Annotated in this window: 18 protein-coding genes; 17 read left to right on the top strand and 1 reads right to left on the bottom strand. The window is 71.6% G+C overall.

The genetic code is table 11. From position 1 onward, the window contains the following. The first annotated feature begins 157 nt into the window (after positions 1-157). The 12 genes from cpaB to IE99_RS29460 all read left to right on the top strand — a co-directional run bounded on the left by cpaB (position 158) and on the right by IE99_RS29460 (position 10,982). Positions 158-862 carry a Flp pilus assembly protein CpaB gene (gene cpaB / locus IE99_RS0119600; RefSeq protein WP_051712818.1) on the top strand — a complete coding sequence of 235 codons (705 nt, stop codon included), beginning with the start codon at positions 158-160 and terminating at the stop codon, positions 860-862. Further along, positions 859-2,070, top strand: coding sequence for a CpaE/TadZ family protein (locus IE99_RS0119605; protein WP_051712821.1), 1,212 nt, complete (start codon positions 859-861; stop codon positions 2,068-2,070). Before cpaB ends, IE99_RS0119605 begins: the two co-directional genes overlap by 4 nt. Beyond that, the gene (locus IE99_RS30490; protein ID WP_051712822.1) at positions 2,067-2,510 is read left to right on the top strand and encodes a TadE/TadG family type IV pilus assembly protein; all 444 of its coding nucleotides are present in this window, start codon (positions 2,067-2,069) and stop codon (positions 2,508-2,510) included. Before IE99_RS0119605 ends, IE99_RS30490 begins: the two co-directional genes overlap by 4 nt. A 5-nt stretch (positions 2,511-2,515) precedes the next feature. Then, complete coding sequence (locus tag IE99_RS29445; protein WP_157610392.1) at positions 2,516-2,890, top strand: TadE/TadG family type IV pilus assembly protein; 375 nt, start codon at positions 2,516-2,518, stop codon at positions 2,888-2,890. A 1-nt stretch (position 2,891) separates the two neighbouring features. Continuing rightward, on the top strand, positions 2,892-4,265 hold the full coding sequence (locus IE99_RS0119620) for a TadA family conjugal transfer-associated ATPase (protein ID WP_051712825.1): 1,374 nt from the start codon (positions 2,892-2,894) through the stop codon (positions 4,263-4,265). Continuing rightward, positions 4,262-5,188, top strand: coding sequence for a type II secretion system F family protein (locus IE99_RS0119625; protein ID WP_030172639.1), 927 nt, complete (start codon positions 4,262-4,264; stop codon positions 5,186-5,188). Before IE99_RS0119620 ends, IE99_RS0119625 begins: the two co-directional genes overlap by 4 nt. Continuing rightward, the gene (locus tag IE99_RS0119630) at positions 5,185-6,078 is read left to right on the top strand and encodes a type II secretion system F family protein (RefSeq protein ID WP_030172641.1); all 894 of its coding nucleotides are present in this window, start codon (positions 5,185-5,187) and stop codon (positions 6,076-6,078) included. The genes IE99_RS0119625 and IE99_RS0119630 overlap by 4 nt, the downstream gene beginning before the upstream one ends. Further along, positions 6,068-7,258, top strand: a complete 1,191-nt coding sequence (locus IE99_RS0119635) for a sensor histidine kinase (protein WP_037559767.1) — start codon at positions 6,068-6,070, stop codon at positions 7,256-7,258. The genes IE99_RS0119630 and IE99_RS0119635 overlap by 11 nt, the downstream gene beginning before the upstream one ends. Beyond that, on the top strand, positions 7,255-7,911 hold the full coding sequence (locus IE99_RS0119640) for a response regulator (protein WP_030172646.1): 657 nt from the start codon (positions 7,255-7,257) through the stop codon (positions 7,909-7,911). Before IE99_RS0119635 ends, IE99_RS0119640 begins: the two co-directional genes overlap by 4 nt. A gap of 108 nt (positions 7,912-8,019) precedes the next feature. After that, on the top strand, positions 8,020-8,232 hold the full coding sequence (locus IE99_RS29450; RefSeq protein ID WP_037559768.1) for a hypothetical protein: 213 nt from the start codon (positions 8,020-8,022) through the stop codon (positions 8,230-8,232). A 131-nt stretch (positions 8,233-8,363) separates the two neighbouring features. Next, the gene (locus tag IE99_RS31330) at positions 8,364-9,884 is read left to right on the top strand and encodes an OmpA family protein (protein ID WP_169744456.1); all 1,521 of its coding nucleotides are present in this window, start codon (positions 8,364-8,366) and stop codon (positions 9,882-9,884) included. 72 nt (positions 9,885-9,956) lie between these two features. After that, positions 9,957-10,982 carry a phosphatase PAP2 family protein gene (locus IE99_RS29460; protein WP_051712828.1) on the top strand — a complete coding sequence of 342 codons (1,026 nt, stop codon included), beginning with the start codon at positions 9,957-9,959 and terminating at the stop codon, positions 10,980-10,982. On the opposite strand, the gene IE99_RS0119660 is transcribed toward IE99_RS29460, so the two are convergent. Next, the gene (locus tag IE99_RS0119660; protein WP_051712829.1) at positions 10,940-12,661 is read right to left on the bottom strand and encodes a hypothetical protein; all 1,722 of its coding nucleotides are present in this window, start codon (positions 12,659-12,661) and stop codon (positions 10,940-10,942) included. The genes IE99_RS29460 and IE99_RS0119660 overlap by 43 nt on opposite strands. A 274-nt stretch (positions 12,662-12,935) precedes the next feature. Here IE99_RS0119660 and IE99_RS29465 point away from each other — a divergent pair, with 274 nt between their 5' ends. The 5 genes from IE99_RS29465 to IE99_RS0119685 all read left to right on the top strand — a co-directional run bounded on the left by IE99_RS29465 (position 12,936) and on the right by IE99_RS0119685 (position 18,357). Further along, positions 12,936-13,826: a hypothetical protein gene (locus IE99_RS29465; RefSeq protein WP_037559769.1), complete on the top strand. Its 891-nt coding sequence runs from the start codon at positions 12,936-12,938 to the stop codon at positions 13,824-13,826. Between the two features lie 19 nt (positions 13,827-13,845). After that, positions 13,846-14,547, top strand: coding sequence for a hypothetical protein (locus IE99_RS0119670; protein WP_030172659.1), 702 nt, complete (start codon positions 13,846-13,848; stop codon positions 14,545-14,547). Between the two features lie 5 nt (positions 14,548-14,552). Continuing rightward, positions 14,553-16,757: a fused MFS/spermidine synthase gene (locus IE99_RS0119675; RefSeq protein ID WP_030172668.1), complete on the top strand. Its 2,205-nt coding sequence runs from the start codon at positions 14,553-14,555 to the stop codon at positions 16,755-16,757. Between the two features lie 217 nt (positions 16,758-16,974). After that, positions 16,975-17,712 (top strand): hypothetical protein, encoded by a 738-nt coding sequence (locus IE99_RS0119680; protein WP_030172671.1) that lies wholly within the window; start codon positions 16,975-16,977, stop codon positions 17,710-17,712. 78 nt (positions 17,713-17,790) lie between these two features. Continuing rightward, the gene (locus IE99_RS0119685) at positions 17,791-18,357 is read left to right on the top strand and encodes a hypothetical protein (RefSeq protein ID WP_030172674.1); all 567 of its coding nucleotides are present in this window, start codon (positions 17,791-17,793) and stop codon (positions 18,355-18,357) included. Positions 18,358-18,365 lie beyond the last annotated feature (8 nt).

An 18,365-nucleotide genomic window follows, 5' to 3' on the forward strand; every position in this document is an offset into this window, starting at 1 on the left:
CCCCCGCCCCGCCCCCCGCCCGACCCCCCTGGTCGTCGAAGCGGACGAGCCGTCCCGCCCCGGAACGGTCGAGTTCCGCGCGATCCGGCACCCCTGAGCGGACGACCTCGCAGAACGGAGCAAGATGAACCCCCGGCAGCGACGCGGTGTCCTGTTGATGATCGTGGCGGCCCTCGGCGCCGTGTTCGTCTTCATCTCGGTCATCGGCTATGTCAGCCAGGTCCAGGCCGACGCCGATGCGGCGGTGGGCGAGATGACGGTCGTCCTGCAGGTGCAGACGGACATCGAGGCGTTCCAGCCGATCGCGGCGGCGGCGGTCCGGGAGACGAAGATCCCGAAGAAGTGGGCCACCGAGGCGTTCATCACGCAGATCCCGGATCTGCAGAACAAGGTCGCGGCGGGCCGCATCCCGCGCGGCGCCTACCTGCAGCAGGGCATGCTGCAGGACCGGCCGGCGCTCCGTCCGGGGCAGCGCGAGATCGCCGTGATGATCGACTCCAGGACCGGTGTGGCGGGCAAGGTCGTCAACGGCTCCATCGTGGACGTCTACAGCACGTTCGAGCAGATCACCGGCGCCCGCAAGGGGCCGTGCGCGGTCCGGATCCTGAACCGCGTGCAGGTCATCAACGTGGGGCCGGAGCGCCAGGTCACCGACAACCGCGGGAACCAGGCGCAGAGCGGGGGCGGCGGCGTCACCAGCGGGGCGCTGCCGGTGACGTTCGCGCTCACCGCGGAGGAGACCCTCCGGCTGACGTACGCGGAATCGTTCGCCCGGGACCTGCGGCTGGCGCTCGTCGGCGGTCCCGAGGACGTGAAGCCGCCCGCGAACCGGCTCTGCGACACCCCCGCGGCGGGCCGATGAGCGACATCAAGATCCTCCTCGGCGGGGACGACCAGGAGCTCGTGGCGACGTTCCGCGCCGTCATGGTCGAGCTGACCGGGTTCGAGCTCGTCTCGATCGGCAAGACCTCCAACGAGGTGCTCGGGATGGTCGCCACCGAGCAGGACGTCGACGTCGTCCTCATCGACGAGAACATCGGACCGGTCCCCGCGCACGACCTCGTCCGCGACATCGCGATGCAGCGCCCGAACTGCGCCGCGGTGCTGCTCTGCACCACGGTGGACGAGAGCGCGCTGACCCGGGCCCTGGAGGCCGGGGCGCGCGGCGTCCTGTCCCGCCAGCCCAGCCTGGAGGAGCTTCAGTCGCGGCTGTCCACCGCCGCGGAGTGGTCGCGGGGGATGAGCAAGTGGATCGGCGGCGGGCACGTGGACGCCGTCGGGGGGCGGCGCGGCCGCATCGTCGCGCTCGCGGGCGCGAAGGGCGGCACCGGCACGACGACGTTGGCCGTCCAGCTCGCGCTGGCCGCGGCGCAGCAGCCGGGCCGCTCGGTGTGCCTGGTCGACATGGACCTGCAGGCCGGGGACGTGCCGAGCTACCTCGACCTGGTGCACCGGCGCAGCATCGCCGACCTGATCGACGTGGCGGGTGAGATCACCGGCACGATGCTGGCGGACGCGCTGTTCATGCACGGTGACGGCCCGCACGTGCTGCTCGCGCCGTCCGATCCCGAGCGGTCCGAGGACGTGACGGCGCTCGCCACGCGCCAGATCCTGGGCGCGCTGCGGTCCCGGTACGACATCGTGCTCGTCGACTGCGGGACGTTCATGACGGAGGGGTCCGTCACGGCGATCGAGCTGGCCGACCGGGTCGCGATCACGGTGATGCCGGACCTGCCGTGCCTGCGCGCCGCGAAGCGCATGGTCCGGCTGTGGTCGCGGCTGGACGTGCGCAAGAGCGAGGACGTCGTCGCGGTGCTGACCCGGCAGAGCCGCAAGAACGAGATCCAGCCCGACTTCGCCGCCCGGATCCTCGGGCTGGCGCTGACCAGGACGACCGTCCCGCCGGCGTTCCGCGCGCTGGAGAAGGCGATCAACAACGCGTCGCTGAGCCGGGTCGAGGACGACGGGTTCCGCCGGGCGGTGCGGCAGCTCGCCGGCGAGCTCGGCGTGCTGGACTCCGCGGCCGTCGACCCGGGCGGCGGCAAACGTGCCATGACGGGGGCGCCATGAACCGACCCGCGACCCGCCGGCTCCGCCGCCGGCCCGAGTTCTCCACCGCCGCCCGCGACAGCGGGCAGGTCGTCGAGTTCACCGGCATGCTGCCGCTGATCCTGATGGTCCTCGTGCTGGTCTGGGAGGCGTTCCTGATCGGCTGGTCGATGACCTATACGACGCATTCCGCGAACGAGGGCGCCCGCATCGCCGCGGTGGGCGGCGGGCAGGCCGAGGTCGAGGAGGCCGCGAGGAAGCGGGTGTCCGGGCGGTTCGCCGACGACGACAGCTTCACGGTGAAGTACCCCACCGGCCTCCAGTGCGACGGGGCGGGCCCCCGCGACCCCGACTGCGGCTACGTCCGGGTGTCGATCAAGCCGCCGCTGGTGCTGAAGGGCTTCACGCTCCCGATCACCGTCAGCCACCGGGCCAAGATCGTCCACGAGGGGAAGGGGTGATCCGGATGCGCGGCGACGCGGGCTCGGCGTCGGTCGAGTTCATGGCGTGGATCGGGTTCGTCCTGGCCGCGCTCTTCTGCGCGTACGAGGCCTACACCACCTTCGCGACGGTCGAGCAGGTCGAGAACGCCGCCCGGACGGGCGCGCGGACCGCGTCGATGCAGGGCGTCGCGCTGAACGAGCCGGTGACCAAGATCGGTCCCGGCACGCACGCCGCGAACACCGCGCTGCCCAAGGTGATCAAGGACAAGGAGATCACGGTCGAGGCGCTGCCGAACGACGGCGTCCGCTGCACGGTGCGCGCGAAGGTGCCGCTGATCGCGGACGGGCTGCATCTGAACATCACCGTCCGGCGGCGCGTAGAGATGCCGGTGGGCTGAGATGGGGTTGAAGAACCGCCGGGAGGGCGGACCGGAGCAGCAGGCGGCGGGGCCGGACATCGGCCACTGGCGGCAGCGCCTCCTCGAGGAGGTCAACCTCGACGACCTCGCCACGCTGGACATGGCGCAGCGCCGCGCCCGGCTCGAGAAGGTCGTCGGGCACATCCTCACTCGCGAGGGCCCGGTGCTGTCGACCCGCGAGCGGGCGCAGCTCGTCCGCCGGATCGTGGACGAGGCGCTCGGCCTCGGCGTCCTGGAGCCGCTGCTCGCCGACCCGTCCGTCACCGAGATCATGGTCAACGGGCCGAACAGCGTCTACATCGAGCGGCTCGGCCGGCTGACCCGCATCGACATGGGCTTCGCCAACGAGGCCCAGCTGTACCAGACCATCGACCGCATCGTCGCGCAGGTGAACCGGCGCGTGGACGAGTCGAGTCCGATGGTGGACGCGCGGCTCCCGACCGGTGAGCGCGTGAACGTGATCGTCCCGCCGCTGTCCCTGATCGGACCCGTCCTGACGATCCGCCGGTTCCCCCGCGCGTTCCGGATGGACGAGCTGGTGCAGATGGGCGCCCTCGACGAGCACACCGCCGTGCTGCTCGGAGCGTTCGTCCGGGCGCGGCTCAACATCGTCATCGCGGGCGGCACCGGCACCGGCAAGACGACGTTCCTGAACGCGCTGTCGGGATTCGTGCCGTCCAGCGAGCGCATCGTCACGATCGAGGACTCCGCCGAGCTGCAGCTCCAGCAGGACCACGTCATCCGGCTGGAGTCGCGCCCGCCCAACATCGAGGGCGAGGGCGCCATCACCATCCGCGACCTGGTCCGCAACGCGCTGCGGATGCGCCCGGACCGCGTCATCGTCGGCGAGGTCCGCGGCGCGGAGACCCTCGACATGCTGCAGGCGATGAACACCGGCCACGACGGCTCCATGGTGACCGTGCACGCCAACTCGGCCGAGGACACCATCTACCGCATCGAGACGCTCGCCTCGATGAGCGAGGTCAAGATCCCCTACGACGCGATCCGCGACCAGATCAACAACGCCGTCAACGCGGTCGTCTTCCTGGACCGGGCGGTGGACGGCTCGCGTCGCGTCGGCGAGGTCGCCGTGGTGTCCTCCGGCCGGCGCGAGTCGATCGAGCTGACCCCGGTGGTGAAGTTCGAAATGGAGCCCGTCGGTCTCGACCGGGTCGTCCGCGGGCGCTACGTCCACAGATCCCTGCCCCCCGAGCTCGTCACCAAGCTCGTGTTCGCCGGGGAGGCGGTCCCGGCGGCCTTCGGCGGGACGTCCCAGCCACCACCCCCGGCGCCCCCGCGCCCGGCCGGCAACGGGCGGGCGCCGGGCGGTCCGCCCCCCGGAGGGACGCCATGAACTACCAGCTGATCCTGCTCTCGCTGACGCTCGTCCTGGCCCTCGCCGTGCTGGGCGTCTGGCAGTTCGGCAGCGGCCTCGACCAGCAGCGGGAGCAGGCCGCGCGCGGAGCCCGCGGGTTCGGGGAGCGCTCGATGGCGACCCGGCTCGACCGGTGGGACGCCCGGCTGCGCCGGACCGCGCTGGGCCGGCAGATCAACCGGCGGCTCACCGCGTCCGGGCTGCGGGTCCGGCTCTCGATCTTCGTGGCGGCGCTGACCGGCACCGCCCTCCTCATCGTCGTCCTGCTCGGCCAGGTGCTGTCGCTGTTCCTGGGCGTCGTCACCGCCGCCGGCGTCGGCTTCGCCTTCTTCGCCTTCCTCCGCCAGCAGGAGGCGCGCCGCGTCGAGGAGTTCATCGCCCAGCTCCCCGAGCTCGCCCGCGTCCTGTCCAACGCGGCCGCCGCCGGCCTGTCGATCCGGACCGCGATCGAGATGGCCGCCGAGGAGCTCGACGACCCCGCCCGAACTGAACTGTCCCGCACCGCCGAGGCGCTGCGGCTCGGCCAGTCGTTCGACGCGGCGATGAACGAGCTGCGCGACCGGCTGCAGTCGCGGGAGCTCGCCGTCCTGGTGAGCACCCTCGTCGTCGCGTCCCGCTCGGGCGGCTCGCTCATCACGTCCCTGCGCAACATCTCCAGCACGCTCGAGCAGCGGAAGGAGACCCGCCGCGAGGTCAAGACGATCGTCGGTGAGTCCGTCGCGGCCGGCTGGGCGATCTTCGGCATGGGCATGGCGACGCTGTTCGGCATCGCGTTCCTCGCCCCCGGCGTCGTCGACCGGATGACCGGCTCCGTCATGGGCCAGCTGATCCTGCTCGTCGCCATGACGCTGTTCACCGGGGCGCTGTTCATCATCCGCCGCATGACGAGGATCGACGTATGATGCCGCTCGCCCTTGCCCTGGCGGCCGCGCTGTTCACGGCGCTGTTCGTCTGGGGCCTGCACCTCAAGGTGTCCGGCCAGCAGGTGAACGAGGAGCTCGCGGCCATCGCCAAGAAGCCGCGCAAGAAGGGCTTCGGGCCGCTCGGCGACATCGCCGAGCCGCTCGGCGGCCTCCTCGCCCCGCTGCTGCTGCGCACGATGAGCCCGGCTGCGCGGGGCCGGCTGAACCGCCGCATCGAGCGGGCCGGACGTCCCTACGGGCTCACCGTGGAGCAGTACGCCCGCAACAAGGCCGGCACCCTCGTCCTGCTCGGCTCCATCGGCGTCATCATGCTGCTGTCCGACCACCTGTTCATCGGGGCGGCGCTGCTGCTGTTCGGCTGGTTCCAGACCGACGTGGTGCTGTGGAACCTGTCCCAGGAACGCCAGCAGGAACTGCAGAAGGGACTGCCCGACTTCCTGGACGTCCTGGCCGTCACGGTCACGGCCGGCCTCAGCTTCCGGCAGGCCGTCGCCCGGGTCGCCGAGAGCATGCCGGGCGCCCTGTCGGACGAGATGACGACGACGCTCCGCCAGATGGAGGTCGGGACGCCGTTCCGGCAGGCGTTCGAGGACCTGCGGAGCCGCAACAACAGCGAGCAGCTCGCCAGCTTCGTCACGGCCATCCTCCAGGCCGAGGAGCTCGGCGCCCCGCTCGCCGGCGCCCTCGCCGACATCAGCGTGGACATGCGGCGCGAGTCGTCCCAGCTCGCCCGCCGCAAGGCGCAGCGCGCCGAACCCAAGATCACCATCGTCACCACGTTCATGATGGTGCCGGGGATGCTGCTGCTGATCATGGGGGCGCTGTACTTCGGCCTCAACTCGGGAGGTGGCGGTCTCCTTGGCCAGTGACCCGCCGCTCGCCCGGATCGGCGCGACCTTCCGCCTGCTGATGCAGGTGCGGGTGCTCGCGTCCGGCCTGGCGCTGCTGCTGGTCCCCGGCGACCGCCAGACCCTCGCCGCGATCTTCGTGCTGTCGTGCGTCGGGGCGCTGTCGGCGCTCGCCCTGTTCGGCTGGGAGGAGATCGTCCCGCGGCTGCTCGGCCACCCCGTGCTCCTCGCCCTGGACGCCCTCGTGGCCTACGCCGCCCTCGAGGTCGGCGGCGTCCTCGGCCCGTTCTTCCTCGTCACCGCCATCACCTCGACGCTCGCGGGCCTGCTGTTCCTCTGGAACGGGATGCTGCTCATCTGCTTCCTGCAGGTGCTTCTCTACTACGCGGCGGCGGCCGACTCCGCGTGGGTCCCGAGCTTCCAGACGGCCGTCGGGATGCCCGCCTGCTACTTCATCGGCGGCTTCGTCGGCACCGCGCTGCGCCGGCTGTTCGACGAGTTCGCCCGCTCCGACGAGGCGAGGCACCGCGCCGAGCTGGCCGCCGCCGCCGCGGAGGAGCGCACCCGCCTCGCCCGCGAGATGCACGACTCGCTCGGCAAGACCCTGCGCGGCATCTCGATGGCGGCGGCCGCGCTGCCCGCCTGGGTGACCCGCTGCCCCGACCGGGCCCGCGAGGAGGCGCAGCGCATCGTCGCCGCGGCCGAGATCGCGTCCCGGGAGGCCCGCGAGCTGATCGCCGAGCTGCGCACCGACACGGCCGGGCGGCCGCTCGACGAGGTCGTCACCGATATCGCGACCGGCTGGGCCGCCGCGGCGGGCGTGACCGCGGACGTGTCCGCCGACCCCGGCATCGACCTGCCGATCCGGGCCCGCCACGAGCTCGCGGCCATCCTCAAGGAGGCGCTGGAGAACGTGAAACGGCACGCGGACGCCGCGGCCGTCGACGTCCGGCTCCGCCGCGACCAGGGCGCCGCCGTCCTCACCGTGGCCGACCACGGCCGCGGCTTCGCGATGCCGGCCGACGTCGACGACCTCGCCCGCGCCGGCCACTACGGCGTCGTCGGCATGCAGGAACGCGCCGCGCACGCCGGCGCCGAGCTCACGGTGGAGTCGCGGCCCGGCGAAGGCACCACCGTCACCGTCACCGTGCCGATCCCCGCCGGCGCAGAGGCTCCCGCTCCCATCCTGGAGGTCGCATGAGCGCTGTCAGAGTGGTGGTCGCCGACGACAACCCCGTCGTCCGGTCCGGCCTGGTCTCCCTGCTGGAGGCGACCGGCGTCGCCACGGTCGTCGCCGAGGCCGGCGACGGCCGCCGCGCCATCGAACTCACCGAACGACACAAACCGGACCTCGTCCTGCTGGACGTCCGGATGCCGCTGCTGGACGGGGTGTCGGCCGTCCAGCAGCTCAGCAAGATCACCCGGGTCCTGATGCTCACGTACACCGACGAGCCCGACGTCATCCGCGCCGCCGTCCGCGGCGGCGCCAGCGGCTACCTCGTGCACGGCACCTTCGACGTCGAGGAGCTCGCGACAGCCGTCCGGCAGGCCGCCGCGGGCACCGGCAACCCCCTGTCCCCGGTGGCGATCACCGCGCTGATGGAGGCGGTCAAGGAACCGGCGGCGGAGCGGCCCCGCAACGCCGACCGCGACCGCTACCGGTTGTCCGTCCGCGAGGCGGAGGTCATGGACCTCATCGCCCAGGGCCGCGCCAACCGCGAGATCGCCGCCCAGCTGTTCCTCACCGAGAAGACGGTGAAGAACCACGTCAACCGCATCTTCGCCAAGCTCGCCGTGGAGAACCGCGCCGCCGCCATCGCCCGCTGGCTCGGCACCGCCGTGGGGGACCGCTGATGGGCCCGGCGAATGGGTCCAGCTTGGGCCTGCGGACCCTGTGTTCGGCATTCCCCAATCCGTACCTTCAATATCGGAAGGCGGAGCCGAAAAGGGGAGTTGCCCGAGATGTTCATCGGAATGCAGACGCGTGCGGCACTGGCGAAGTCGGACCGGGGAGAAGGCGCGGTTTCCTACATCGCGGTCATCATCCTCATCGCCGGAATCCTGGCGGCCATCGCCGTCTCCGGCATCGGTGGGAAGATCACCGACGGCATCGGCAAGGCCATCGACAAGGTGGCCGGCACCGAGGCGGGCTCGAAGAGCGGAAGCGGCACCTGACGCTTCTCGCAGAGCGTCGATCCATCGATTGCTCAACCGAATCTTCGCCGATATGGAGAACCGGATGATCCGGTTCTCCATATCGGCATGCGCGGAAGAAGACGAGGCTGAAAGGTATGGATATGCGAGCCATGGTGAAGACGGGTGCGGTGGTCGCGGCCATGACGCTCGCCCTGGCGGCCTGCGGCGGCGGTGAGGAGAAGAAGGCCCCGCCGAAGAAGACGAGCCCCTCTTCCGGAGGTGCGCCTGCGGCGAACACGCCCCTTCAAACACGCCCCCTGGCCGTAGGATCCAGTGTTCTTGTCGACCTGATGGCGTTGGATCGGGTGTCGCCGAAAGCGGTCGTCGCGCGCTGGCGGATCCGCAACACCATGGACAGCGAGTACTCATTCGGTCCTGCGCTGAAGTCGCCATGGAACTCTCCGAAGGTTGACAGCAACGCGGTTTCGGGCATCTCGTTGCTGGACGGGAAGAACGCTAAGCGGTACTTCCCGATGGAATACAACAATGGTCGTTGCCTCTGCACCCGTGAGTGGCCCACCGTTCCGGCGAAAGCCAGCAAAGACCTCGTCGCCGTCTTTCCTGCGCCACCTGCCGATGTGACGCATATGGATGCGCTGTTCCCGTCGGCACCCCCGTTCCTCGATGTTCAGTTGGGCAGTCGGCCGGTTGAGCCGGTGGTGGTCGACAGCGGCGGCGGCAAGGCCGACCCGAACACGCTCAAGGCGGGTGAACCGCAGGTGTTCCCGCTCACGGAACAGGTGGACGACGACTCCAAGGCGCAGGACGACGACGGCAACAACCTGCGGGTCCGTCTGTCGACCGACGTGCTTTTCGCCCTCAACAAGGCGGACTTGACGCCCAAGGCGCAGAGTGCGCTCAAGGATGTGGCAGCGAAGATCGACCAGTCCGCGGGCAACACTGTGCAGATCGACGGTCACACCGACAACAGCGGCAATGATGCGATCAACAACCCTCTGTCCGACAGGCGGGCACAGACCGTGAAGGCCGCGCTGCAACGCCTCGTCACTCGGCAGGGCGTCGAATACAGGACGAAGGGACACGGGTCCCGAGAGCCGATCGCCACCAACGAGAATGCGGAGGGGCGCAGGGTCAACCGACGGGTGACCGTGCAGTTCACCAAGCCGAAGCCACCTGCGACCAGTTCCGCAGCGCCGCCCACGTCCCAAGCGCCCACCGCCGACGGCAAACTGCCTGTCATCGGTACAGCTCGCAGCGGCAACCCGCCATGGATCGTCAAGAACGATTGGCCCACCAACGCTGAAGTGCGTATCAACGAGCTCAGGAGGGATCGGCACGGTTACGTCTCGCTGGTCTGGACGATTCGCAACGACGACGCCAAGGCGTTGAATGCCTGGAGCTCCTCGTACGACCACAGTGGCATCTACGCCGAGGCAAGCACGAGTGCGGCAGCCATCGTCAGTGGCCAGCTTCGTTATCGAGCCCTTCGCGACTCCGAGCACCGAGTGACGCTGGGTCCCAACCTGATCAGCACAGATCAGAAGGAGTACATGGTCGAGAAGGGTGAGGAGTACACCCTGTGGGCCATGTTCAAACTCCCGCCGGAGGTCAAGACCGCGAACGTGCACATCCCGGGCTTCCTGCAGGTGCAGAATCTGCCGGTCGGCTGATCGGCGCACCCGGGTCCGCCTTGGGTCTCGGGACCCTGGGCGGGTCGATGGGGCGCGGATAGCGTCCGGTCAATGAAGGTCGGGTCGGGCGGCGGGGGTGCCGGGGTCGGGCTGGTCGAGGACGGGCCGGAACGGCTCGGGGAGGTGACCGCGGGCGAGGAGTCCCTCGCCCGCGGTGTGCTCGGCCAGTTCGGCCAGAGGCGGTTCTGGGTCTTCGCGCTCCGGGTGTGCGGGGTGCTGCTGCTCCTGTACGTGGTGACGCGGAAGGTCGTCTTCTGGACGCCCGACGCCGTGTTCCTGATCCTGCTGGCGCTGTTCGCCATCTTCGGGCAGTCGCGGGTCTTCCTGATGCGGCTCGGGCCGTTCCTCGCGCTGCTGATGCTGTACCAGTCGTTCGCCGGGATCGCCGATGACCTGAACGACAACGTCCACTACACGGCGATGATCGAGTTCGACCGGTGGCTGACGGGCGGGCGGCTGCCGACCGAATGGCTGCAAGAGCACCTGTGGCGCGGTGGCGACCAGTGGTACGACTTCTACTTCTACCTGCTCTACACGTTCCATTTCGTGGCGCCGCTGCTGCTGGCCACGGTGCTGTGGAAGAAGCGTCCCGCGCTGTACTGGCCGTTCGTGATCTGCTTCGTCGGGCTGTCCATGGCGGCGTTCCTGACGTACCTGCTGTATCCGGCGGCGCCGCCGTGGATGGCGGCGCAGGACGGCTATATCGAGCCGATCCACCGGGTGACCGGGAACGTGTGGAGCGCGATGGGCGGCGGCGCGTACGACTCGTTCTACCGGCAGCTGTCACCCAACGCGGTGGCGGCGGTTCCGTCACTGCATTCGGCGTATCCGCTGCTGATCGCCGTGTTCGCGGCGAAGGCGTTCGGGTGGCGCTGGAGCTGGCCGCTGCTGGTGTACCCGGTCTCGATCTGGATCGGGGTCGTGTACTTCGGCGAGCACTACGTCGTGGACGTGCTGCTCGGCGTCCTGTACGCGCTGGCCGTCCCGTACCTTCTGCTGAAGGTGGTCGAGTGGTGGCGCCGGAAGGCCGGCCGTCAGCCGCAGGACGGGGCCGACCAGACCACCCAGCGCAGCTGACGGCGTTCGGCCGCGCGGGCCCGCCAGCCCGGCGGGTGGGCGGGCCAGGTGGACTCCGGTGCGACGCCGTCGGGCTGTCCCACGACGACGGCGCAGATACCCGGGCGCGGCGGCCCGGCCGGGTCGAACTTCTCCAGTTCCGTCCAGGACACGCGGAACGCGAGGCGTGAGTGGATGAGCAGGGAGCGCATCCGGTCCGGGTTCAGGGAGGCCGCGACCGCGACCCCGCCGCGTCCCGCCTCGCCCACCGGAGGAATTTCCTGTGCGCGTGGCTCGAGCAGGACGACGGGCATCAGCATTCCCGCGGTGAGGTTGGCGGTGAGCAGCAGCCCGACAAGGGCGGCGGGGCCGAAGCGGCGGAGGGCGCAGAACAGGACGAGCAGGCCGCACGCGGTGAGGGTCGTCCAGAACGGCTTCAGTCCCGTCCAGAACCCGCCGAGCAGGCCGACCTCGGGGAAGTCGAACGCGAGGTAGATGTGCGTCGTCGGTTTCATGCCGGAGGTGCGCCATGCGACGACCGTCCCGCAGGCGGCGAAGGCGAGCACGGCGAGCGCCGCCGGTTTCGCCACCCGGGCCATGCGGACGAGTGCCGCCAGGCCGACCAGCAGGTAGACGAAGGCGAGGCACGACAGGTAGCGGCCGTACGCGTGGTTGCCGTAGCGGATCTCGTCGGGGAGGCCGGCGGCGGTCGCGTAGGCGATCCCGGCCGTGGTCGTCAGCACGACCACGGCCATGACGCGGTCGGCGTACGGGGTGTCGCGCCGCCCCGCCACGACCCAGAGGAGCACGAGGCCGATGCCGCCCAGCATCCATGTCGCGGCGAGCATCGCCCACAGCTGGCCGACGGCACCCGCCAGGGCCCAGCCTTGCCCGTCGAGGGTCGTCAGCCGCGTCCACAGAAGGTCCGAGCCCTGGAACGAGCCGGACGGGTAGAGCCGGTCTCGCACCACGGAGTTGAAGTACACGGCCGCGCCGACGCCCAGGACGGCGGTCCCCGCGCCGAGGAGCGCGGCGCGCCGGGTGTCGCGGCGATACGCGGACGCGGCGAGCACGAGTCCGTGGACGGCGAGGACCACCGTCCCCCGGCTGTGGACGGTCATCGCGTAGCAGGCGAGCGCGCTCGCGGCGGCGCCCGCGCCCGCGCCGTGCGTCCGCAGGAACCGGTCCAGGCACAGCAGGCATCCCAGGACCAGGACGGGGAGCAGCGCGTCCGACATCGCGACCCCGCCCCAGAACGTGGTGGCGGGCAGCAGCGCGGCCGTCCAGGCAAGGGCGAGGGCGGTCGCGCGGCCCAGCCCGAGGCGCCGCAGCGCGAGAAAGCCGAGCGGGAACGCGGTCGCGCCGATCAGCGCGTTGATGCCGAGGGCGAGCCGGTACACCGTGACGGGGTCGTCGCCGAGAAGGTATGCGGGAGTGAGGAGCAGGGCGTAGCCGCCCTGGTAGAACGTGCCGCCGGACAGGTCGGCGGCGGGCCCGCCGGTGAACCAGCGGGCGGCGATCAGGTAGCCGGCCTCGTCCGGATACACCGGTGGCGCGTTCAGCCCGCGCGTCAGCAACAGGCGGACGAACACCTGGGCGAGCCAGCCCGCCGGCAGAAGCCAGAGCCACGCCCCGCGCGTCCGCGGTGCGGCGGGGTCGGCCGCCGCGGGTGGTTCGGGGGGAGCGAGGGGCTCGGTCACCGCGTCACTCTATGGTCGGCCGTTCGAACGCTGAACGGCCCGATGTGCGCGCACCCGCATTTGGGTCCGGAATTGGGGCCGGGGACCCAGCGGAAAGCACCGGTGCCGGGGCTGGTGACGGCCGGCGTCTAGAGGTCCGTGATGGGGTCTCCAGACCCATGCGCCGGGCGGCCTGGCGCGGTTTGATTTCAGGGTTGCCGATCAAGCGCCCCCCGGGAGAATCGTCGTGCGACCAGGTCGAGATCGCGGTGAAGGGGCCATCAGCTATATCGCGGTGATTCTCGTCATCGCCGCGGTCATCGGCGTGGTGGCGACCTCGTCCATCGGCGGGAAGATCTCCGGGGGCCTGGAGTCCGCCATCTGCGAGGTCTCCGGGGACGACTGCGAGACCCCGTCTACGACGCCCCGGAGCGGCGGTCCCGTGGCCGGGCCGAGCGTCCTGCCGACCCCCGGGCAGCAGCCGACACCGGGGCAGAACGGGCCGACGCCGGAGCCGAGCCCGAGTCCCGGCCCGCCGGTGCGGACGCCCCCCACGCCGAAGCCGCCGAAGGAGCAGACGGAGACCGAGGCCGTCCTCAACGAGACGCAGATGGGCCGGGACGCCCTGAAGTGGGTCAAGGACAACGGCGTCCGGGTCGTCTACAGAAGCGGCGGCGGATCGTACTGGAGCGACGACGACAAGACCTTCTACATCGACACCAACCAGTCGCCCGAAGAGCGCGCGAACGTCTTCGTCCACGAGGTCAACCACGGCAAGAACCGGAACGTGCCCGACCCGAAGAAGATGGACAAGAACGAATACGTCGACAAGGCCATCGACGAGGAGACCCAGGGCACCGTCGACCAGATCAAGAACAACCAGCAACTGCAGCAGGCGCGCGGAGCGAACGGCGCGCCGCCGGATACGCTGCTGCAGAACGAATACGAGGCCGCGTATCAGAACGCCATCGACGCGGAGAACAAGGCGCGGGCCAAGGCGCAGCGCCCGCCGCTGACGCCGGAGGAGGAGCGCCGGATAGGCGAGGACGCCGGGCGGAAGCGGGTGAAGGACGCCTTCAAGAACGGTGAGGTGGTCTCCTCCGTGGACGGAAACACCTACCCCGAGAACTACGGAGACGCGTGGGATGACGCCAACGAGAGCTGCTTCCTCTGGATCTTCTGCTGACCGCTGGACGCGGCGCGCGGTGATCGTGTGGGTGGTCGTCGCGGCGCTTCTCGGGGCGGCGGGATGCGGCGGCGGAGGAGGGGAGAGCGGTTCGTCCCCGACTCCGAACAAGCGGCCGGACGAGCAGCTGCGCCGGACGATCGCCGCCTCGCTGGCCCAGCAGGGCCGGGCCCGGGAGGCGTCCATCGTCACCCGGGGCGGCAGCCGGCTCACGCCGCTGCCCGCGCCGTTCCTGCGCGGCTGGAAGGTCTACCAGGTGGACTACCGGCAGGGGGCGCACCCGATCCGCCTGCACGTCGCGAACGGGGGCGCGCAGGCGCTGCTGCTCACGGGAGCCCCCAAGGCGTTCGGCGCGATGACCGCGGCGGACGGAACGGAGATCCGCGACGCGTCGGCCGCGATCGGGCTGGCCCGCCTCTTCCTGGAGTCGACCCGGCAGCCGGGCAGGCTGACCTATGTCGTCGGCACCGTCGATGAGATCAAGTTCCGGCCGAACATCACCGGGGACGACGCCGCGCGCCGCGACCGGGTCATCGCCGAGTACCGCCCGGTCGTCAAGGCGCCCGCCGCCGCCGCGAAGGGGAACGGGTTCGCCGTCACCGCGTTCGTCGTCCGGGACCGGGCGCTGGAGCGCCGGGAACTCACCGTCGGCCCGGACGGGAGGATCCGCGAGAAGGTCGTGACGCTCGTGCCGGACCTGCCCGTCCCCTACACGGTCTGAGCGCGATGTCCCTGAGCGCGGAGGCGGAGGCCGCCGCCCCCGAGAAGGCGCCTGTTCGCGGGCGCCTGGCGGGCGCCGCGCCCGCCGTCGTGCTCTACACGGTGACGTCGCTGGTCGCGTCCGGGCTGCTGTTCTCCGTCGAGCCGATGGTGGCGAAGCTGCTGCTGCCCGCCTACGGCGGATCGCCGATGGTGTGGAACACGGCCGTGCTGTTCTTCCAGGGCGCGCTGCTCGCGGGGTACGCGTACGCGCACTGGTCGCAGCGGCGGCTGGGCCGGCGGTGGCAGCCGCTCGTCCACGTGGTCCTGGTCGCTGCGCCGCTCGCCGCCCTGCCCATCGCGCTGCCGGGCTGGACGGTCGCTCCGGAGTCGGCGCCGACCGCGCTGTGGCTGCTGCTCGTCCTCGCCGCGCTGGTGGGCGCCCCGTTCGCGGTGCTCGCCACGACCGGTCCGCTGGTGCAGCGCTGGTACTCGTGGTCGGGCCTGCCGCGCTCGGACGACCCGTACTTCCTCTACGCGGCGGGCAACGCCGGCAGCCTCGTGGCCCTGCTGGCCTACCCGTTCGTGATCGAGCCGGCGGCCGGCCTCGTCACCCAGACCCGCTGGTGGTCGGCCGGATACGTCGGCTTCGTCGTCCTGATGGTGCTGTGCGCGATCGTCGTCCGGACGCGGCGCCCGGCGGAGACGGCCGCCGCGGACACCGGACCGGACGAGCCGATCACCTGGCGGCGCCGCGCGGGATGGCTGGCCCTCGCGTTCCTGCCGTCGTCGCTGATGCTCGGCGTCACCACGCACATCTCCACCGACATCGCCCCCGTGCCGCTGATGTGGGTGGTGCCGCTCGCGCTGTACCTGCTGACGTTCATCGTCGCGTTCGGCGTCCGGTCCGGGCGGTGGCTGCCCGCGACGGTGACGGTCGCCGCCGCCTGCGCCGCGATCCTGCCGGTGGTGTTCGCCCTGCTCAGCGACGCCCTGCCCGCCTACGTGCTGGCATTGGACCTGGTCGTCCTCGCCGTCGGCGGGCTCGCCTGCCACGGCCTGCTCGCCCGGGACAGGCCCGGCCCCGCGCGCCTCACGGAGTTCTTCCTGCTGGTGTCCCTCGGCGGGACGCTGGGCGGCCTGTTCAACGGCCTGCTCGCGCCCCTCGTGTTCGACTGGGTGGCGGAACTCCCCCTGGCCGTCGCGGCGCTGGCGCTGCTGCTGTGGGCGGGGCCGCGTCCGTCCACGGCGCTCGGGTGGACGGCGAAGGCCGCGCTGCTCGCGGGACCCACGCTGATGCTGCTGCTCTTCGTCCTGGTCGGCGGCACCTGGGGGTTCCTGCTCGGGACCGTCCTCGCGGTGGCGTCCTGCGTGCTGCTGACCCGGACGCGCGGCGCCTTCGCGTTGCTGGTCGCGGTCGCGCTGGTGCTGCTCATCGGCGCGCAGTACCGCGACTCGCCGCACCGGGAGCGCACGTTCTTCGGCGCCTACCAGGTCAAGGACGAGGGGGAGCTCCGCGAGTTCTCGCACGGCACGACCGTGCACGGCACGCAGTTCCGCGATCCGGCCCGGCGCCGCGTCCCGACGTCCTACTACGCGCGCGGCGGTCCCCTCGGCGACGTCTCGACCGCGTACGGGACGGCGGACCGCGTCGCCGTCGTCGGCCTCGGCGCAGGGACCGTCGCCGCGTACGGGCGGCCCGGCCAGCGGTTCGACTTCTACGAGATCGACCCGGCCGTGGTCCGCATCGCGCGGGACCGGTTCACCTACCTGCGCGACTGCCCGTGCGACGCCCGGACGGTCGTCGGCGACGGCCGGCTGCGGCTGGCCGAGGCCCCCGACGGCGCGTACGGCCTGATCGTCCTCGACGCCTTCAGCTCCGACGCCGTCCCCGCCCACCTCCTCACCCGCGAGGCCCTCCGCGTCTACATGCGCAAACTGCGTCCGGGCGGAGTCCTGGCGTTCCACGTGAGCAACCGCCACCTGGACCTCGCCCCCATGCTCGGCGCGACCGCCCGCGCCGAAGGACTCGCCGCGGTGTCCCGCACGGGCGGCCGCGAGGACGAGGAAGCCGCGCACCGGTCCCAGTGGGTGGCCCTGGCCCGAGACACCACCACCCTGCGCCCCCTCACGGACCTCGCCGCACCCTGGCGCGCCGTAGCCCCCACAGGCCCGGTATGGACGGACGCCTACTCGTCCCTCTGGGGCGTCCTACGAATCACCGACCACTGACCCGCATGCCGTCCCCGCAGACCGGGCAGGACGGCGGGGTTCGGGTGTGTGGGGCGTGTGTACGGTTTTGACGGGCGGGGCCGGTTGCGTTGCGGGCCCAGTCAGATTTGGGTCCTGACGACGGGCGGGGTGGGCTTCCAGACCCATCACAGCGGGGATCTTGCCCGGTATCGTCCCGCTACGGACCTACTGGCGGCTGCGCACCCGGGGTGACGCGATGGCGGGACTCATCGGCATCATCGTCGGCGCCGCCGCCCTGCTGGTGCAGTTCGCCGCCATCCGCGCGTCCGGCCTGGAGTCGGCGGACGCGGCGGAGGCCGCGGTGCGGGCCTGCGCGGCGTCCGGCGTCCTGGCGTCCTGGATCGCGATCGACCGGGCGGACCGGCGCGCGGGCAGCCCGTCCTCCCGGACGCTCGTCGCCCTGCCGGTCACCGCGCTGCTCGTCGCGCTGGTCGCGGTCAAGGCCATGCCGAGGATCCTCGCCGAGACCGAGACGCCGATGTACGCGGGCGGTGTCGCGGCGGTGCTGGCCGGCGGCGCGGCCGGCGCGCTGGCGGCGTACGGCCGCGGGCACGCCGCGGCCGGCCTGACCGTCCTGCTGACCGCGGCGGGGGAGCAGGCGGCGTCCCTGGCCGCCGGACGGACGGTGTGGCTCGCGCTGCCGATCGGGTTCGCGGTCGTCCTGGCCGGCATCCGGTTCGCCGGACGCGCGGCGCCGCTGCCGGTCGCGCTAGCCGCGGGCGCCCCCGTGCTGGTCGCCGCCCTGGTCGCGGCCGCCGGCAGCGGCGTCGCCGGGGAGGGGGAGCCGGTGCCGTGGCGGCTCGGCTGGCTGGCGGCCGGCTGCGCGCTCGCGGCCGTGCTCGCGCTGAGCCCGCCGGCGGCGCGGCGGATCGCGGCGGCGCGGGTGCGCCCGCCCGGCGGGGTGCGCGCCGCGCGTGGCGACCTCGACGGGTGACCGGATCAGGACGATTGGGCCCAGAATGGGGTCTCCGGACTCACTCCTAGGGCCGACCGCGCCACCTACATTTCGAGCGTGCTCACGCGTCGCCTGCTGGTCGCCCTTCCCCTGCTCGTCGCACTCGCCGCCTGTGGCGCGGTCGCGGAGGACTCGCCGGCCGCCGGGCTGGAGCGCTACCACGGCGACCGCTTCGTGATCGACTACCCGTCCGGGTGGGCGGTCCGGGAGGGCGAGTCGGGCAACCGGCCCTCCGTCCAGTTCAACGGCCCGGCACGGGAGGACGGGACGCGCGCCGCCGAGGTGCAGGTCGTCGACTGGGGCGTCTGGCGGAACACGCTGCTGGACAAGGTCGTGCAGTTCCGCGGCGCCGCCCCGCGCTCCGGTTACACGATCGAGAAGGACGAACCGGTCATGGTGTCCGGTGCCGAGTCCGCGCACCGCTTCCACCTGACGAACCGGATCACAACGGTGACCGGCGCGAAGGTGCGGATGCGCGTCACCGAGACGTTCGTGCTGACGAAGAAGCGGAGACTGCTGCACGTCATCGTCCGGTCCCCGAAGGACGGCGCCGAGCGGCGGCGGCTCGACACGGTCCTCGGGTCCCTCGTCGTCCAGGAGAAGGACGGCTGGTTCGACCGCTGACCGTCACC

Source organism: Spirillospora albida (assembly GCF_000718255.1).
Taxonomy (GTDB): domain Bacteria; phylum Actinomycetota; class Actinomycetes; order Streptosporangiales; family Streptosporangiaceae; genus Spirillospora; species Spirillospora albida.

What these genes read in the sequence shown, in the direction of transcription:
- cpaB (WP_051712818.1), top strand. Translation starts at nt 158, where the DNA reads ATGATCGTGGCGGCCCTCGGCGCCGTGTTCGTCTTCATCTCGGTCATC.
- IE99_RS0119605 (WP_051712821.1), top strand. Translation starts at nt 859, where the DNA reads ATGAGCGACATCAAGATCCTCCTCGGCGGGGACGACCAGGAGCTCGTG.
- IE99_RS30490 (WP_051712822.1), top strand. Translation starts at nt 2,067, where the DNA reads ATGAACCGACCCGCGACCCGCCGGCTCCGCCGCCGGCCCGAGTTCTCC.
- IE99_RS29445 (WP_157610392.1), top strand. Translation starts at nt 2,516, where the DNA reads ATGCGCGGCGACGCGGGCTCGGCGTCGGTCGAGTTCATGGCGTGGATC.
- IE99_RS0119620 (WP_051712825.1), top strand. Translation starts at nt 2,892, where the DNA reads ATGGGGTTGAAGAACCGCCGGGAGGGCGGACCGGAGCAGCAGGCGGCG.
- IE99_RS0119625 (WP_030172639.1), top strand. Translation starts at nt 4,262, where the DNA reads ATGAACTACCAGCTGATCCTGCTCTCGCTGACGCTCGTCCTGGCCCTC.
- IE99_RS0119630 (WP_030172641.1), top strand. Translation starts at nt 5,185, where the DNA reads ATGATGCCGCTCGCCCTTGCCCTGGCGGCCGCGCTGTTCACGGCGCTG.
- IE99_RS0119640 (WP_030172646.1), top strand. Translation starts at nt 7,255, where the DNA reads ATGAGCGCTGTCAGAGTGGTGGTCGCCGACGACAACCCCGTCGTCCGG.
- IE99_RS29450 (WP_037559768.1), top strand. Translation starts at nt 8,020, where the DNA reads ATGTTCATCGGAATGCAGACGCGTGCGGCACTGGCGAAGTCGGACCGG.
- IE99_RS31330 (WP_169744456.1), top strand. Translation starts at nt 8,364, where the DNA reads ATGGTGAAGACGGGTGCGGTGGTCGCGGCCATGACGCTCGCCCTGGCG.
- IE99_RS29460 (WP_051712828.1), top strand. Translation starts at nt 9,957, where the DNA reads ATGAAGGTCGGGTCGGGCGGCGGGGGTGCCGGGGTCGGGCTGGTCGAG.
- IE99_RS0119675 (WP_030172668.1), top strand. Translation starts at nt 14,553, where the DNA reads ATGTCCCTGAGCGCGGAGGCGGAGGCCGCCGCCCCCGAGAAGGCGCCT.
- IE99_RS0119680 (WP_030172671.1), top strand. Translation starts at nt 16,975, where the DNA reads ATGGCGGGACTCATCGGCATCATCGTCGGCGCCGCCGCCCTGCTGGTG.